General features: G+C 45.2%; 14 protein-coding genes. 4 read left to right on the top strand and 10 right to left on the bottom strand.

The window, feature by feature from the left end; all coding sequences use genetic code 11:
* Positions 1 to 22 precede the first annotated feature (22 nt).
* The 3 genes from OCV65_RS06055 to udp are packed head-to-tail and all read right to left on the bottom strand — an operon-like array spanning position 23 to position 2,499.
* Complete coding sequence (locus OCV65_RS06055; RefSeq protein WP_262581321.1) at positions 23 to 1,213, bottom strand: phosphopentomutase; 1,191 nt, start codon at positions 1,211 to 1,213, stop codon at positions 23 to 25.
* Positions 1,214 to 1,256: 43 nt separating this feature from the next.
* On the bottom strand, positions 1,257 to 1,697 hold the full coding sequence (locus OCV65_RS06050) for a cytidine deaminase (RefSeq protein WP_262581320.1): 441 nt from the start codon (positions 1,695 to 1,697) through the stop codon (positions 1,257 to 1,259).
* Complete coding sequence (udp, locus tag OCV65_RS06045) at positions 1,690 to 2,499, bottom strand: uridine phosphorylase (protein ID WP_262581319.1); 810 nt, start codon at positions 2,497 to 2,499, stop codon at positions 1,690 to 1,692. Before udp ends, OCV65_RS06050 begins: the two co-directional genes overlap by 8 nt.
* A gap of 128 nt (positions 2,500 to 2,627) precedes the next feature.
* Between udp and OCV65_RS06040 the strand changes: the two genes are divergently transcribed.
* Positions 2,628 to 3,215: a pseudouridine synthase gene (locus OCV65_RS06040; RefSeq protein WP_262581318.1), complete on the top strand. Its 588-nt coding sequence runs from the start codon at positions 2,628 to 2,630 to the stop codon at positions 3,213 to 3,215.
* Here the strand turns inward: OCV65_RS06040 and aroD are convergent.
* The gene (gene aroD, locus OCV65_RS06035; protein WP_262581317.1) at positions 3,210 to 3,971 is read right to left on the bottom strand and encodes a type I 3-dehydroquinate dehydratase; all 762 of its coding nucleotides are present in this window, start codon (positions 3,969 to 3,971) and stop codon (positions 3,210 to 3,212) included. The genes OCV65_RS06040 and aroD overlap by 6 nt on opposite strands.
* A gap of 217 nt (positions 3,972 to 4,188) precedes the next feature.
* Here aroD and OCV65_RS06030 point away from each other — a divergent pair, with 217 nt between their 5' ends.
* Both OCV65_RS06030 and OCV65_RS06025 read left to right on the top strand, forming a co-directional pair.
* Positions 4,189 to 5,070 (top strand): LysR family transcriptional regulator, encoded by an 882-nt coding sequence (locus OCV65_RS06030; RefSeq protein ID WP_262581316.1) that lies wholly within the window; start codon positions 4,189 to 4,191, stop codon positions 5,068 to 5,070.
* A gap of 131 nt (positions 5,071 to 5,201) precedes the next feature.
* The gene (locus OCV65_RS06025) at positions 5,202 to 7,223 is read left to right on the top strand and encodes an NAD(P)/FAD-dependent oxidoreductase (protein WP_262581315.1); all 2,022 of its coding nucleotides are present in this window, start codon (positions 5,202 to 5,204) and stop codon (positions 7,221 to 7,223) included.
* Between the two features lie 147 nt (positions 7,224 to 7,370).
* Here the strand turns inward: OCV65_RS06025 and tig are convergent, their stop codons facing one another.
* Both tig and cls read right to left on the bottom strand, forming a co-directional pair.
* Positions 7,371 to 8,480, bottom strand: coding sequence for a trigger factor (tig, locus tag OCV65_RS06020; RefSeq protein ID WP_262581314.1), 1,110 nt, complete (start codon positions 8,478 to 8,480; stop codon positions 7,371 to 7,373).
* 83 nt (positions 8,481 to 8,563) lie between these two features.
* Positions 8,564 to 10,039, bottom strand: coding sequence for a cardiolipin synthase (gene cls, locus OCV65_RS06015; protein WP_262581313.1), 1,476 nt, complete (start codon positions 10,037 to 10,039; stop codon positions 8,564 to 8,566).
* Between the two features lie 197 nt (positions 10,040 to 10,236).
* On the opposite strand from cls, the gene OCV65_RS06010 reads away from it, so the two are divergent.
* Positions 10,237 to 10,677, top strand: a complete 441-nt coding sequence (locus OCV65_RS06010; protein ID WP_118382979.1) for a hypothetical protein — start codon at positions 10,237 to 10,239, stop codon at positions 10,675 to 10,677.
* A 54-nt stretch (positions 10,678 to 10,731) separates the two neighbouring features.
* Here OCV65_RS06010 and OCV65_RS06005 read toward each other — a convergent pair whose 3' ends face one another.
* The 4 genes from OCV65_RS06005 to OCV65_RS05990 are packed head-to-tail and all read right to left on the bottom strand — an operon-like array spanning position 10,732 to position 17,265.
* Positions 10,732 to 12,486, bottom strand: a complete 1,755-nt coding sequence (locus tag OCV65_RS06005; protein WP_262581312.1) for a zinc ribbon domain-containing protein — start codon at positions 12,484 to 12,486, stop codon at positions 10,732 to 10,734.
* A gap of 15 nt (positions 12,487 to 12,501) precedes the next feature.
* Positions 12,502 to 12,942, bottom strand: coding sequence for a YwiB family protein (locus OCV65_RS06000; RefSeq protein WP_262581311.1), 441 nt, complete (start codon positions 12,940 to 12,942; stop codon positions 12,502 to 12,504).
* Between the two features lie 22 nt (positions 12,943 to 12,964).
* Positions 12,965 to 13,786 carry a glutamate racemase gene (gene murI / locus OCV65_RS05995; protein ID WP_262581310.1) on the bottom strand — a complete coding sequence of 274 codons (822 nt, stop codon included), beginning with the start codon at positions 13,784 to 13,786 and terminating at the stop codon, positions 12,965 to 12,967.
* 8 nt (positions 13,787 to 13,794) lie between these two features.
* Positions 13,795 to 17,265 carry a DNA polymerase III subunit alpha gene (locus OCV65_RS05990; protein WP_262581309.1) on the bottom strand — a complete coding sequence of 1,157 codons (3,471 nt, stop codon included), beginning with the start codon at positions 17,263 to 17,265 and terminating at the stop codon, positions 13,795 to 13,797.
* Positions 17,266 to 17,291 lie beyond the last annotated feature (26 nt).

Raw genomic sequence — 17,291 nt, 5'->3', positions numbered from 1 at the left:
TTGCTCCCTGTTTATATTATCCTTATTTCAGTTCTTCTAAGATAGAATATCCAACGGTTCCTTCCGGCATACGGATATCAAAATTATCTGCGATCGTCGCTCCGATCACCGCAAATGTATCTGTATCCGGCATCTTTCCGCCTTCTTTCATTTTCTTTGAATACGCCAGTAACGGCACGTATTCACGCGTGTGATCTGTGCCGGTGTAGGTCGGATCATTCCCGTGATCTGCCGTTATGATCAGCAGATCATCTTCCCGCATGGTATCTAAAAGTACGCCCAGGTTCTGATCCATTTTTTCAATCTCTCTTCCGTAACCTTCCGGATTCCTGCGATGTCCCCACAGCGCATCAAAGTCCACCAGATTCACAAAGCACAGCCCTTCAAAGTCCTTCTTACAGATATCGATCGTCTGCTCCATGCCATTAACAGAACTGGTGGAATGCAGACTTTCGGTAATTCCTTCACCGCAGAAAATGTCATGAATCTTCCCAATGCCGATCACATCATACCCTGCATCTGCAAGTGCATTCAGTGTAGTTGCTCCTGACGGCTTCAACGCATAATCCCTGCGATTACTTGTACGCTTAAATTCACCCTTTTTCTTACCAACATATGGCCTTGCAATGACTCGTCCGACACGCCATTCTTCCTTCATCGTCAGTTCCCGGGCGATCTCACAGCATCGATACAGATTCTCCAGATCGAAGGTCTCTTCATTGCCACAGATCTGCATCACAGAATCAGCTGACGTATAGACGATCATAGCTCCGGTTGCGATTTCTTCCTCGCCCAGCTCTTCGATAATTGCTGTACCACTGGCGCTCTTGTTGCCAATAACCCGCTTTCCACAGCGTTCTTCCAGTTCTTTGATCAGTTCCAGCGGAAACCCTGTCTCCGTAAATGTACGGAATGGCTTCTCCGTACGCAGTCCCATCATTTCCCAGTGCCCTGTCATAGTATCCTTGCCATTGCTGCACTCAGCCATTTTGCAATATCTTCCCACAGGCTGTTTGATACCTGTCATATCACCACCAGAATGCAGATTCAGCATACCAAGCTTCCGGAGATTCGGAATATCCAGTGTCCGCATCCGCTCCAGAATATGTCCAAATGTATCCACACCAATATCTCCGAATTTTTCCGAATCCGGCATAGCACCAATGCCCAGTGAATCCATCACGATCACAAATATTCTCTTATATTCTTTCATATCCGTCACTCCTCGTCTGCTGTCATCACCTATTGCTCTGTGTTTATCTTGCAATTCTTGCCGGTCCAAAGCCTTCCGGCAATAATTCTTTTAATGTATAAATCCGATACTCTTCCCGGCTGATCGCAAGTATAATTTTGAATTGCTCCGGTTCGCAAAATTCCATCATTACCTGTCTGCACACGCCACAAGGTGATGTATAATCGGCAAGCTTCCCATCTTTTCCACCAACAATGCAGATGGCGGTAAAATGCCTCTCTCCCTCACTGACTGCTTTGAAAAACGCAGTCCGCTCTGCACAGTTAGTCGGTGTATATGCTGCATTTTCGATGTTGCATCCTGTATATATCTCACCACTTTCTGTCAGTAATGCCGCGCCTACACGAAAACCGGAATAAGGCGTATATGCACAAGACATTCCCTCGATTGCGCGATCAATCAGTCTGCGAATCATATCTGCATTTAATTCTTCACATTTAGCCATTCTCATCGTGCTCCTTCTTTCCTGCCTTTCTGTGGTCATCCTGTATCAGCCTGCGCACAGCATTAACCGCCACACGGACAGCAAGATCTGTATCGTGAGCTACCGGATTCCAAAGCCCGGCTTTTTCCCGCTCCTGATTAGCCATTACAAGGAAGCACGCTCCTGCCCTTGCCCGCAGATGGGATGCCACGATAAAAAGTGCCGCCGTCTCCATCTCTGATGCAAGACAGCCAAGCATCTTCCAGGCTTCCCATTTCCGGATCAGTTCATACCCTGCCGGTAATTTCTCCGGTTCGTGCTGTCCATAGAATGCATCCTTGCTCTGCACAACTCCGGTATGATAATCTGCGCCCATCTCCTCTGCCGCATCTGCCAGGGCATTTATCACGTTCAGGTCAGCAACCGCAGGATACTCAATCGGTGCATATTCCTTACTGGTTCCTTCCATCCGCACCGCACCAGTCGCGACCACAACGTCTCCACTCTTCACTTCCGGCTGAATGCCCCCACAGGTACCGATCCTGATAAATGTATCCGCACCACACCGATACAGCTCTTCCATGGCAATTGCCGCCGATGGTCCGCCGATACCTGTCGATGTCACACTGACTTTCTCACCGCACAGCTCTCCGGTATATGTTACAAATTCACGATTCTCAGCTATTTTTACAGGATGATCCAGGTACTGTGCAATCTTCTCACAGCGCCCCGGATCTCCCGGCAGGATCACATAGCGTCCTACCTCGCCCTCTGCTGTCTGTATATGGTATTGTCTGTTTGCATCTTCTGAATAATTTTTCATACGCAGTCACCTCTTCTGTCCTCAGTGTAGCACACACATTTTCACAAGTAAAGGCGGTGTATGGCAGTTGACATTTACCTGATTTTCGGAAATAATGTAGCGAGAATGCTTACTTTACGGAGGTCATTATGTACCACTATTACATGTTCAACAAACCATTTGGCTGTGTCTGCGCCAGACGCGATGACCGTTACCCTACCGTTATGGATTATTTTTCCGATCTTGATAATCCGGATCTGTCTCCGGTGGGACGGCTGGACCGTGCTACCGAGGGACTGCTTCTCGTCACCGATGACGGTATGTTTAACCAGAAGCTGACACATCCCTCTTATAAAAAAGAAAAGACCTACCTCTTCACAGCAATGGGAACGCTGTCAGAGGAAGATCTCTATGCATTGGAACACGGTGTACAGCTAACGGGAAGCGACAGGCTGACGGCTCCTGCACACGTAAGTGTCACCGCCACAAGCGTATTAAAAGAAGTCCTTCCCACACTTCATCCGGAGATTCAGTCTGCAAGCTGCCATAACCGTCCGGAGCACCCGATCGTTTTTGGTGAGATTACCGTCACCGAAGGAAAAAAGCATCAGGTACGCAGAATGCTTAAGGCTGTAGGCTGCTGCATCATCGCGCTGAAAAGAGTTACCATGGGAAACTTCACATTAGACGAAACTCTCGCACCGGGGGAATTCAAAGAAATATTCCCGGAATTATAATGCGTTGTGAAGCAGACCAAGAACTGTGCTTAAGTCATTTACCCCCATCTGTCCTGGGGCAGAAGCCTTCTTAGCAGCTCCGAATGTAAGTGCCGAGCCAAATACCTCCCCGCACAGACGGCTGATCACACCTGTTCCTGCCATAGACATTGTGATGATCGGTCTGTCTGCATATGTGCCTGACATCTCTTCTGTAGCAGCAAGAAGTGTGAGCACATCTTTTCTGTTCTGCGGCATAACTGCGATTTTCGGAATATCTGCACCCAGATCCTGCATTTTTCTAAGACGGGACACAATCTCATCCTTGTCCGGTGTCTTGAAGAAATCATGATTAGAAGCTACAACCTTCACACCTGCCGCATGAGCACTTTCGATGATCTGTTTTACAATCTCATCACCTGTAAACACTTCCACATCTATAAGATCAACATATCCGGACTGCGCTGCCTTGATATTTAACTCAGCATATGCGGCATCCCCGATTGCTTTTTCGCCACCTTCTTTGGAAGTACGGAATGTCATAAGAATCGGAGTCTCTCCCAAAGCTTTGCGCAATTCCTTCAGCACATCCAACACCTTGTCAAATTCAAATACATTCTCAAACCAGTCTACACGCCACTCAACAACATCAACCGGAATAGACTCGAACGATTTTGCTTCTGTGATAATCTCTTCTTTTGTTATACCAACAATTGGTACGCAGATCTTTGGAACTCCTGCACCGATCTCAACGTTTCTTACTTTTACGATATTCATAATCTATCTCCTTCTCACGATATATTAAAAATCTTTATCCATGATTCTCTGGCATCATTATATTATTCTTCGCTTGTCAATTCCACCATTTTTATTTTTTGGTGACTGCCTGTTTGAGAATTGAATGACCTACATCATGAATGAAAGGCTTTAAGTACAAAATTAATGCGTTTAGGCTATCAATATGTTATGGTATATTCAAGGAAGAGGTGTGAATATGACATTCAATCAATTATTATATTTTCAAACTGTCTCAGAATATGAGAACTATCATAAGGCTGCAGAGAAGCTCTATCTTTCGCAGCCATCCTTGAGCAGATCCATTTCCTCGCTTGAGAAAGAACTTGGCGTGACGCTGTTTGAAAAGCAGGGGCGGGGAATTGTACTTACTAAGGCCGGCAGACTGTTTCAGGAGTATACGGAACGTATTTTATCCGAATGCGAAGTTGCTAAAACTAAAATGAACGAGATTGCATCCGGTCATGGCTACATTGACATCGGATACATCTTCCCACTTGCCAGTCACTACATCCCGCATAAAGTTCGAAAGTTCCTTAATATAGAAGAAAATGCAAAGATATCGTTCAACTTTTACCAGAATCACAGCCCCGCCATCGCTCAGAAAGTAAAAATGGGCGAACTGGATCTGGGATTCGGTGCTTATATAGATAATGATGATGAATTAGCGTTTTATCCATTACAGAAACAAAAAATGGTAATCATTACTCCAAATGAACATGAATTGAACCAGTATGATGATGTTGCAATCCAGGAACTGATGAATTACCCTATAATCGGCTACGACAAGGGTTCCGGTCCCGGAAGATATTCCAAACGTTTATACCGAAGACTGGATATGAAACCGAATATCATCGTAACATGTCCGGATGAGCACTCGATCATGGCTCTCGTAAAAGAAGGATTTGGAATTGCACTGGTACCGGAGGTTGATTCACTGGATGAAACATCTATTCGTATTCATTCTATTAAAGATATGGATCTTTTTTACCGCCATTACATGTTCTGGATGCGGGATCGTTATCAATTACCGGCTGTACAGCGGTTCATTGAATTTATAAAAAAAGAATCCGAAGATTAATCGATAGTTTAAACGCATCATTTCTGCCATTAATTAGTATTTGTAGTTATTGTTAAAATGAAGTATGATAATTTTGTCACAAACAAAGAGTTCCATATAAACCATATATTTAAAGTAAGGAGATACACTTCATGAAAACAAAATACCCAAATATTTTTGAACCATTGACCGTAAAGCGTACAACCATTCGCAACCGTATTGCAATGACACCAATGGGAACAAATTATGGTGAAGCAAACGGAGAAATGAGCAACCGTCATATGAATTATTATTCACTTCGTGCAAAGGGTGGAGTTGGTCTTATCATATTAGAAAATGCAAACGTAGAATATCCTGTTGGATCAAATGGTACAAGCCAGATCCGTATTGATCATGACAGTTATATGCCGCGTTATTATCAGCTGGTAGAAAGTCTTCATAAGGATGGAGCAACTGTTGCAATTCAGATCAACCATGCAGGTGCATCCGCATCTTCAGCAAGGACCGGAGTGGAAACTGTTTCTTCTTCTAATGTTCCAACAAAAGCCGGTGGAGAGATTCCTCGCCCGATGACAAAAGAAGAAATCTTGACAACCGTTAAGAAATATGCAGAAGCAGCAAGGCGTATTCAGGCAATCGGATTCGATGCAATCGAAATTCACTGCGGACATTCTTATCTGATGAGCCAGTTTATTTCTCCATACTATAACAAAAGAACAGATGAGTTCGGTGGATCTGTAGAAAATCGTCTTCGTTTTCCTCGTATGGTCCTTGAAGCAGTAAGAAAAGAAGTTGGACCTTGGTTCCCGATCATCGTTCGTGTTTCTGCCGAAGAACGAGTACCTGGCGGAAATACACTGGAGGATACATTAGAGTATCTTGAATATCTTGATGAGTTCGTAGATATGTACGATGTATCATGCGGATTGAATCCATCACTTCAGTATCAGATTGATTCAAACTTCCTTCCAGATGGATGGCGTTCCTACATGTCAAGAGCTGTAAAAGATAAATTCGGCAAACCTGTAATCAACACCGGAAACTACCGTGATCCTAAAACTGTAGAAAAAGTACTCGAGAGCGGTGATGTAGATATCGTCGGAATGGGACGTGGTCTTATTGCTGAACCAAACTGGGTAAAGAAAGTACAGTCAGGTGAAGAAGATATGCTCCGTAAGTGTATCTCTTGTAATGTCGGATGTGCAGGCAACCGTATCGGAGTGAACCGTCCGATCCGCTGTACCGTAAACCCGGCCGTTCCGGAAGGAGACATTTATAAAAAACTGAAAGTTAATAAAAACTGTAATGTAGTGGTCATCGGAGCAGGTACAGCAGGTATGGAAGCTGCCTGTACAGCTGCTGAAGTCGGATGTAATGTCTTCCTGCTTGAAAAGAAAGATCATGTCGGCGGCCTTTCATCCTTCATCTCTAACCTGCCTAGCAAGACACGTATGAAAGATTTTCCGAAGTATCTGGAAAACCGTGCATCCAAGCTGGATAACTTATATACATTTCTGAACACAGAGGCCAATGTTGAGCTGATCAAAAAGTTCAAACCAAACATCATTGTAAATGCAACAGGTTCTGTTCCGCTTGTTCCACCGATAAAAGGTCTGAAAGAAAACCTGGAGGCAGGAAATGTCAGTACCATCTTCGACATGATCAATAATGTAAATGACGGTAAATATCCTGATGACGTCTGCAACGGAAAGAAAGTTGTAGTAATCGGTGGTGGATCTGTTGGTCTTGACGTAATTGAATATTTTGCACCACGTGGAGCAGAATGTACAATCGTTGATATGCTGCCACAGATTGGTATGCTCGCCGATCCTATCACAAAATGCTCTATGCGTGAAACACACGACAAATATGGCGTAAAAGAATATGTGAATACAGCTCTTCAGGAAGTAAAGGAAAATTCATTTGTTGTAAAACTTCCAAACGGAGAAATGACAGAGCTTGCATTTGACCTTGGATTCAACTGCCTTGGTATGAGAGCAAACAATCCACTGCTTCCGGAGCTGAAAGAAGCATTCGATGATACAGATGTAGCCATCTATCAGGTAGGAGATTCTGTACGTGCCCGTCGTATTATGGAAGGTACCATGGACGGACGTGCCGTACTGAATGTACTGGAAGCACACGGATATCTTGACCTTGATGAAATCAAATAATTATCTGTGATGCTGTTCCGGACACGGATTGCCCCTAAGCAGACAACGTACCCCGTCTGCTTAGGGGTTATTTTATTCCAAACAAATGCAAAAAAAGGACTGCACACTACTTTCGTGTACAGTCCTGTATCATTCACACTTATTCTCTTATTTGGAGCTTGAGGAACTTGAATCTGATGAAGATGATGAATCAGACTTCTTATCACTCTTTACCTGAATGCAGTTATCAGCCAGGAATTCTTTCACCTTATTGGTGATTACGATATTCTTAAGTGTATCTTCGCTTGCGATCTCTTTCAGCGCATCTACATCTTCATATCCGTACTGCTCTGCCAGTTTCTTATATTCTTTGTTCAGCTCTTTCTTGCTTGGTGTCAGCTTTTCTTTATCGGCGATTGCCTGTGCCACCAGTCTCTGCTTTACAGTCTCTTTTGCCGCATCTTTAACCTGCTTATTAAAATCATCCTCTGACATGCTGTAATACTGTGCCAGGAAGTCTTCGAATGCCAGTCCGTAAGAATCTGCCGCATTCTGATACTGCTCTTTGATCTGATTCTCAATATCCTCTACGTCTCCATCCGGATATTTCTTAACCTCTGCTTTGTCCAGAACTGCATTCCATGCCTCATCCTGAAGCTGTGTATCATAGTCTGTCGTGCTGCTCTCTGTAAGCTGCTTTTTAATCTCTTTCTTATACTCTTTGACCGTCTTGGACTTCTCAGATACTTCCTGTACGAACTCATCGTTCAGTTCCGGAAGCTGCGTCTCACCATTAATGTAATTAACTGTAATGGTAAATGTAACATCCTTTCCTGCCAGATCCGGATTATTACTGTAATCATCCGGGAACTTGCCATTCCAGTCAAATGTCTCACCTGGTGTGTGACCGATAATAGAATCCTCAAATCCATCGATAAAGGAACCTGATCCGATCTGAAGATCATATCCTTCTGCACTTCCTTTATCAAATGCTTCTCCGTCTATCTTACCTACGAAATCAATATTAACCGTATCTCCGGCGATAACACCTCGGTCTGTGATCTGCTCGGAAGTTGCATACTGATTGCGGACTGCCTCAATGTAATTATTAACATCATCATCTGTCACTTCAGCCGGCTCTTCCACGTCGTCTACTTCGATACCTTTATATCCACCTACTGTTACGTAATCATTGGATGCGTCATTGCTGGAACATCCTGACAGAAGCATAGATGCTGCAAGGGTTCCCGCAACTAACACTGCTAATTTCTTTTTCATAAATACACCTCGTACTTTCTTTCATCAAACGCCCTTTAGTATAGCACAATTAACTTTTCAAAAAAACCTTTTTCACAGAATCTTTATAAAACCGGCGACAGCAGCCTTGATACCTGCTCCTTGATCCGGATCACCATGCCACGATTCCTGTACATCTTGCGTGTAACCAGCGTGGACTTCTCTATATCATTATGAAATGCCTGTTCCAGCTGTCTGGTTACTCTGGCACTATAGATTACCGCGTTAACCTCAAAGTTCAGCGCAAAGCTTCGGATATCCATATTTGCAGTACCCATACAGGTCACCTGCCCATCTACGCACAGACACTTGGCGTGCAGGAATCCATTGTCATAAGTATAGCATTTGGCTCCCGCTTCTATCATCTCCCCGAGATAAGAGTACGTTGCCCAGTATACAAATGGATGATCCGGCTTACACGGGATCATAATCCTCACATCTACACCAGATTTAGCTGCAATCTTAAGCGCATCCAGGATATCCGTATCCGGTATAAAATATGGTGTCTGAATACAGATACTTTTCTTCGCCAGATGGATCAGATGCAGGTAATTATCGCGTATCTCCTGGCTGTGAGAGTCCGGTCCACTGGATATGATCTGCACCGGCTCCCTGCCGTTGCGTTCAAAGTGCGGTGTCTCAAACAGGCGGTCATCCAGGAAAAGATTCTCTGATGCCGCATAGTTCCAGTCCAGAATAAAACGGATTGCAAGCGACAGTACTGCGGAACCTTCCAGACAGATATGTGTGTCTCTCCAGTAACCGAATTTCGGATCTCTGCCCAGATATTCCCTGCCGATATTAAATCCTCCAACAAAACCAATACGCCCATCAATCACCGCAATCTTACGATGATTACGGTAATTCACACGAAGCTGCAATTTTCCAAGTACTGCCGGAAAGAATTCTGCCACATGGATACCTTCTGCTTCCAGCCGCTCCCAGTCTTTATTATGCATGGTACGGCACCCCATACTGTCAAACAGTACACGGACTTCTACTCCCTGTCTCGCCTTACGGATCAGCACCTCCTCGATCTGCTTCCACAATTCATCTCTCTTGATAATATAATACTGCAGATGAATATAACTTCTGGCGTGTTCCATTTCCCAGAGAAGTGCTTTGAACTTCTCCTTACCATCCGTATAAATACGAATATCATTATTATCTGTAAGCACTGCCTCACCGGCATTCAGATTATACAGCATCAACTGCCTGTACCTGTCAAGCTCGGGATCTCTGAACCTGAGTTCCCGCCGATAGATGGATTCCCCTTGCTTGCGGACGGCATATTTAACCTGACCTTCAATCTCCTTCATTCGAAACATTCGGTCTTTATGAAAATTCTGTCCCAACACCAGGTACAGGATAAATCCGAGACCCGGAATAAAGTAAAGCACCAGAAGCCACGTCCATACAGTTGTCGGATTGCGCCTCTGGAAGAAAATAATCAATATCGACAGTATAATATTAATAATCAGCAGATGATCCATAATCCACCAGAATGACAGGTGGATTCCATCCATCAAAAGCTCTATCATGTTCTCACCTCTGTACTCTCAGAACTTATTCCTCTGATAATGCTTCATTATACAATGGTTCTTTTATAAAAGTAACCCCCTAATCATGTAAATTGCTTGCGTTAAGAGAAAAACGATGTTAGAATATGTATTGATTCAGTCGAGACAGGTATATTCTGTTTCACCACAGATCAGAATACATATTTAGGAGGGTTCCCGTGAGTAAAGGTACAATCATTTTATTAATCATATTAGCAATCGTTCTCGTTGCATTGGGTCTTCTGTACTACTTCGGCAATCGTATGCAGAAAAAGCAGGAAGCACAACAGGAGCAGTTAGCCGCAGCAGCACAGCAGGTCAGTCTTCTGGTCATTGATAAGAAGAAGATGAAGCTGAAAGATGCCGGTTTCCCACAGATCATCGTTGACAACACACCAAAGTACCTGAGACGTTCCAAGGTGCCGGTTGTTAAGGCTAAGATCGGTCCGAGAATCATGACCATGATGTGCGACACACAGATCTATGATCTGATCCCGGTTAAGAAGGAAGTCAAAGCTACTGTAAGCGGTATCTATATCACAGGCGTAAGAGGTATCCGTGGTTCACTTGAGACGCCACAGAAGAAAAAAGGCTTCTTCGCAAGACTTCGTAACAAATAATTTCATAATGACATTTAAAAAGAGAAGGTTTTTGCGACCCTTCTCTTTTATATTTTAATTCAGATATGACTTATCCGTCACACTGGATCCCGGAAGCGGAAAACCATTGTCGAAATACTCATCATTTTCGCCCAGTTCTCTCTCAGATAACAGTTCCGTAGATACCTTGCCATTATTTAATGTGATACGGCTGATCATCTCATATCCCATATGACCCTGAAGCTGCAGAATGGAATTGCCACTTCCTCCTTTCGCATCTTCATAGAACATGGTGTGTCCACCTGGTATCGTATCCAGATACACTGCAGCTCCGTTCTCGATTGTATAGATATAATACTGATAATCCGCCTCACAGGTTCCTTCCTGCAGCAGAAGTTCTTTTACACCGTCATTGTCAATATCATAGATATAATAATAATTGTATTCTCCATATGCGGCATTCACCTCATCCAGCAGTCCGCCATACAACGTATAGTAATCCGGCGCACTGTTCTGTGACGGCGTCTGCGCTGTAGATGAATCATCTTCCAACGTGTCATCAGATATGTACTGCGGCTGCATATCACCGTATTTAATCTCCAGCTTTACCTTGCCAAGAGCTGACACATCCCCGGTGTCAAAATATGCATAAGGATCTCCACCTTCATTTTCTCCGTGAATACGGAGTAATGTATGGTCTGCCTGATCCATAAAGCGGAACACCGGCATATTATCGCTTCGTATCCAGTCTGCATCCTTAGGAAGTCCGATCTGTTCCAACAGATCTGCCATCTGATTTGCCACATCCGCTTCACCGGACCACTCTGAGCCTGCAATCGGATTCTCCTGTCCGGCCTGTACCTGGAATGTTCCATCCGTATAGGTAAGTACAAACGACTTGATCAGCGTTCCATTTGCATACATATAGACATCATTGACACAACTGCCACAGATATAGATCGTGTCGTCACTCTTCTTCAGGAAAATGCCATCATCCTCCTTGTCTCCATACCCAAGCACCGGAATAAGTCCTTCATAGGTTGCCTGAAGCTTCAGTTCCCCATCTTCCATCTCGTACATCTGCAGGTCAACTTCATTGCGCACAATACTGTCATCATAGTCCTGAGAGAACTCCTTTGCATTATCCAGCGTTAATACCAGCAATTCTTCCTCACCGTCATTATCATAGTCTGCTATATACCAGTTCAGTACACCCTTCAGATCATGCAGTGATTCTACCCAGATCACACCAGCTGCATTCTTCTTATACTCACAGGTAAGATCATCCGAAGCATCGCAGCTGCCTTCCTCTTTCTTCAACGTCTTTTCCGGATATGTATAGATCTGGTAACGGGTCTCTACCGCCTTAATCTCACTTTTATCCACATATTTGACCGCTTTTTCCAGCACCTTCTGTGCCTCTTCCGGCTTGTCCTGTATAATATACAGATCAGCAAGTCCCAGATACGGCTTACTCTTCTCCGGTTTCAGCTTGATCGCATCCAGATATTCCTTTTTTGCCTTGGAATAATCAAGATCCTTCATGCTTTTTTCAGCCTTAACGAGCTTTCCTTCGTACTCTTTCTTATCAGACTGTTTTTTCACCACTACAATCGCCACAACAGCAATGATAAATAAGATCAGAATAACCAACACAATCCATGGCCATTTTTTCTTTTTCTTCTTCGGTGGATGGTTCACATCCGATGGCTTCTTTTCTTTTCCTGATGGTGGTGTCACCGGAATCTCATCCTCCACCACCGATGTACCGCATTTCGGGCAGAACTTTCCGTCATCCGGAATCTGCTCCCCACATTTCGTACAAAACATAGCTTCACCTGCTTTCTAGCCCACACTTCGGATATTCACCTTTAACTGACATTCCGATACTGCTTCTTCATTTACATCCAGTCCATAGGAAATCTCGACATCTATGTTCTCTTCTTCCACATGAACCTGAATATCTCTCGTATGGACACCTACCAGCACCTCACCGTATGGCGTCTGGTAATTCGTCATATTCATCTTGTCCTTCTCGAATACCATCCTGCTTCCGCCGCGGCCGCTTTTTGTAACCTCAAACATGCTGTCACCGGTAATCTTTACCGTATTACGGACAGACCCCGGCATCCCCTCTGCTACCTCATCATAAATCACATAATGTTTGCCATTCTTCAGATAATACGTAGCCGGAGTGATGACTTCGATCGGTTCTGCTTCTTCTCCATCGGCATTCCAGTCTCCATAGTGCAGACCTGTAATACTGATCAGTACATCCTTTTTCATACCTGTTCACCTGATACTTTCTCTAATAGTCCTCGATATTAATCTGCCGGATCGTTCCCACATCATATGGTAATACGGAATTGGCAAATTGCTTGAATTTCTCTGCCGCATCACTGACATAGAACTCGTACTTGTTAAATTCGTTTACGCCGCGGCTGATACCGCGTTCTTCCAGAACCTTCTTCAGATCCATAGCTGTCTCATACGCCGGATTCACAATATGTACCCGATCCCCCATATAACGCATGATCGCTGACCGCAGTAACGGGTAATGGGTACATCCAAGAATCATGGTATCCACTTCCGAATCGCGGATCTCACGCAGATAAATATCAATTACTTCTTCGGTAACATGATGCTTGGCAAATCCTTCTTCCACTAATGGCACGAATAGCGGACATGCTTTACCGACTACTTCTGCCTCCGGATCCATTTCCTTAATGATTCTTGTGTACATATTACTGCGGATCGTGCCCTCTGTTCCGATTACACCGATCTTTTTATTTCTCGTCTCTTTGACCGCTGCCCGTGCTCCCGGCTCGATCACGCCAATGATCGGGGTATCGCATTCTTTCTGCACGGCTTCCAATGCCTGTGCTGTCGCCGTATTACATGCGATGACGATTGCTTTAACTTTTTTTGTCTGCAGGAAACGAATGATCTGCTTTGCAAAACGGATGATCGACTCCTTTGACTTACTTCCATAAGGCAGCCTTGCCGTATCTCCAAAATACACGATATTCTCATCCGGAAGCTGACGCATGATCTCCCTCGCTACCGTCAGTCCTCCGACGCCGGAATCAAAGACTCCGATCGGTGCTTTTCTTAATTCTTCTGTATTCACAGTACCCCCTACCTTTCAATAGACTTTTCCACAACTCTGATCCGGTCTTCTCCATAATAGTTCTTCAGCTTCACGATCAGTGCCGGTTCCGCGCACACATTACGTCCTGCCGAAAGCCGCTTGATCGCACGCTCTTTCTTACAGTAAATAACCACTGTATCATTGCCCTCACTCTCTCCAAGCATATCAAAGAGATGTGGTTCATCTTCCCCATATTCCAGCTTGTCTCCGTACTGGATCCACAACTCTCTCTTTGTCTGTTCAAACGGAATGATCGTCTCGCAGATCAATTTGCTCGGCGCATCATCTTCTTCAGACACACGACCTTTTACAAAGACCTTACTGTCCTCGTTCAGATAATTCTGATTGCGCTCATAGTCTCTCGGAAATACCACAACTTCTACCGTTCCCATTAGATCTTCGATGGTCAGGAACGCCATGGTCTTGTTATTCCTTGTATATTTGATCGTTTTATTGGTAATCATACCACCAACGATTTCCTTCGCTCCGTCACGAACCCTTGACCTTCCGGTCTCGTCATCAATCTGGAAGTCCAGCGTTGTTCTGGAAATGCTCTTTTTCCACTTCTCTTCGTAATCCTCTAACGGATGTCCGGTCAGATAAACTCCAAGTACTTCTTTCTCGAACGCAAGCTTATTCTCTTTCTCGTACTCTCCCACTTTCGGAAGCGGAATCTCGAATTCTTTCTTCTGCTCATCATCCACCAGATCAAACAGTGACATCTGCCCGGTCATGGAATATTTCCGCTCCTGATTGACCTGATCCATGATCTGAATGTAGATCATCATGAACTGCTTACGGGTGCCGCCCAGGCTGTCAAATACGCCTGCCTTGATAAAGTTCTCAATTGTACGCTTATTGACTTCCCTGCCACCCATGCGCTCGATAAAGTCCTTCAGATGCTTAAACTCACCGCGCTCGTTCCGCTCTTCAATGATTGCCTGGATCACCGGTCGTCCCACGCTCTTAATTGCAGTCAGACCAAAACGGATATTGCCGTTCTCTACCGAAAATGTTCCCACACTTTTATTAATATCCGGCGGCAGGATCTGGATGCCCATCTGGCGGCAGCTGTAGATATACTCAGCCACTTTACCGGAATTATCAATGACTGAAGTCAGCAGTGCTGCCATAAATTCTACCGGATAGTAGTATTTCAGATATGCAGTCTGATAAGATACCACTGCATACGCCGCTGCATGTGACTTGTTAAATGCGTACTTTGCAAAGTCGATCATCTCATCATAGATTTTATTCGCTGTTGCTTCATCGATACCATTCTTAATGCAGCCCGGTACGCCTTCTTCCTCATTGCCGTATACAAAGTTCTGACGCTCCCGTTGCATGACCTCGCCCTTTTTCTTAGACATGGCACGGCGCAGCAGATCGCTTCGTCCCAATGTATAGCCCGCCAGATCACGCACGATCTGCATAACCTGTTCCTGGTAGACGATACATCCATAAGTCGGTTCCAGGATCGGTTCCAGCTGCGGACAATCGTAGATGATATCATCTCTGTTATTCTTACCTTTAATATACTGCGGGATAAAGTCCATCGGTCCCGGACGATACAACGCGATACCCGCGATAATATCCTCCAGGCTGTAAGGCTTCAGTTCCTTCATGAAACTCTTCATGCCCGCACTTTCAAGCTGGAAGATACCGTCTGTCTTACCTGTTCCGATATAATCCAGTACCTTTTTATCATCATAATCGATCTGGTTCAGATCCAGTGCCTTTCCTGTATCCTTCCCGATCATCTCCACTGCATCACGGATCACCGTCAGGTTGCGGAGTCCCAGAAAGTCCATTTTCAGAAGTCCCAGTTCCTCCAGTGTCGTCATGGTAAACTGCGTTACCACTGCACCGTCTGATCCCAAAGACAACGGCACGTATTCATCCACCGACTTCTGACTGATCACGACGCCCGCCGCATGCATGGACGTATGCCTCGGAAGACCTTCCAGACGTTTGGACATATCCACAAGTTCCTGCACCTGCTCGTCTTCCTGATATAGCTTGCGGAACTCTCCATTAGCCGCTAACGCCTTGTCCAATGTGATATTTAATTCCTGTGGCACCATTTTCGCAATGCTGTCCACGAACGCATATGGAAGATCCATCACACGTCCTACATCGCGGATTACACCACGGGCTGCCAGCGTACCAAAGGTTACGATCTGCACCACACAGTCGGCACCGTATTTGCGGCTGACATACTCGATCATCGCCTGTCTGCCCTCCGGTTCAAAGTCCACGTCAATATCAGGCATGGATACACGCTCCGGATTCAGGAAGCGCTCAAAGAGCAGCTGATACCGGATCGGATCGATGGTCGTGATCCCCAGACAGTAAGAGACAAGACTTCCGGCAGCGGAGCCACGCCCCGGTCCTACCATGATGCCATGATCCTTTGCATATTTGATAAAATCCCACACAATCAGGAAATAATCCACATATCCCATGGTCTTAATAACCGATAATTCATAATCCAGCCTTGTCGTCAGTTCTTCTGACACCGGCTGATAGCGCTCCGCCAGTCCTTCATGGCAGAGCTTATTCAGGTACTCCCAGGATGTCCAGCCGTCCGGCACGTCATATTTCGGAAGCTTTGTCACACCGAATTCAATCTCCACCTGACAACGGTCTGCGATCTTCTGAGTATTTTCGAGTGCTTCCAGCGCATATGGAAACAGCGCCTTCATCTCTTCTTCGGACTTAATGTAATACTGTCCGCCCTCGTAACGCATACGGTCTTCGTCTGCCAGTTTCTTACCGGTTTGCAGACACAGCAGAATGTCGTGCGGCTTCACATCATCCGCATACGTATAATGCACGTCATTCGTTGCAACCAGCGGAATCCCTGTCTCCCTGCTCATGCGCAGCAAACCCTGATTCACCAGCTGCTGCTCCGAAATCCCATGATCCTGAAGCTCCAGAAAGAAATTCCCCTTTCCGAAAATGTGCTCGTATCTCAGTGCTGCTTCTTTACCTTCTTCGTAGAGTCCGCGCGCCACGTATCTCTGCACTTCTCCTGCCAGACACGCACTCAGCGCAATAATGCCCTCGTGAAACTCTTCCAGCACCTCCAGGTCTACTCTCGGCTTGTAATAATAGCCCTCAGTAAATCCCCGGGACACGATCTTCATCAGATTGTGATAGCCTGTGTCATTCTCTGCCAGCAGCACCAGGTGATAATAGCGGTCTTCATTGCCCTGCCCCGGCTCTTTGCTGAATCTGGAGCCCGGTGCCACATAGACCTCACTTCCAAGAACCGGATGAATCCCTGCTGCCTTCGCCGCACGGTAGAAATCAATCACGCCATACATCACACCATGGTCTGTGATCGCCACACTGTTCATGCCAAGTTCTTTTACTCGCGCTACACATTCTTTAATTTTATTGGAACCGTCCAGCAGACTGTACTCTGTATGGACATGTAAATGTGCAAATGCCATTCCATTTTCCTGCTTTCTTCTGTGTC

The sequence above is a fragment of the Dorea ammoniilytica genome, from assembly GCF_025567415.1.
GTDB classification, from domain to species: Bacteria; Bacillota; Clostridia; order Lachnospirales; family Lachnospiraceae; genus Claveliimonas; species Claveliimonas ammoniilytica.
Note: the sequence above shows the minus strand (reverse complement) of the source record. Positions and strands in the feature narration are given on the sequence as shown.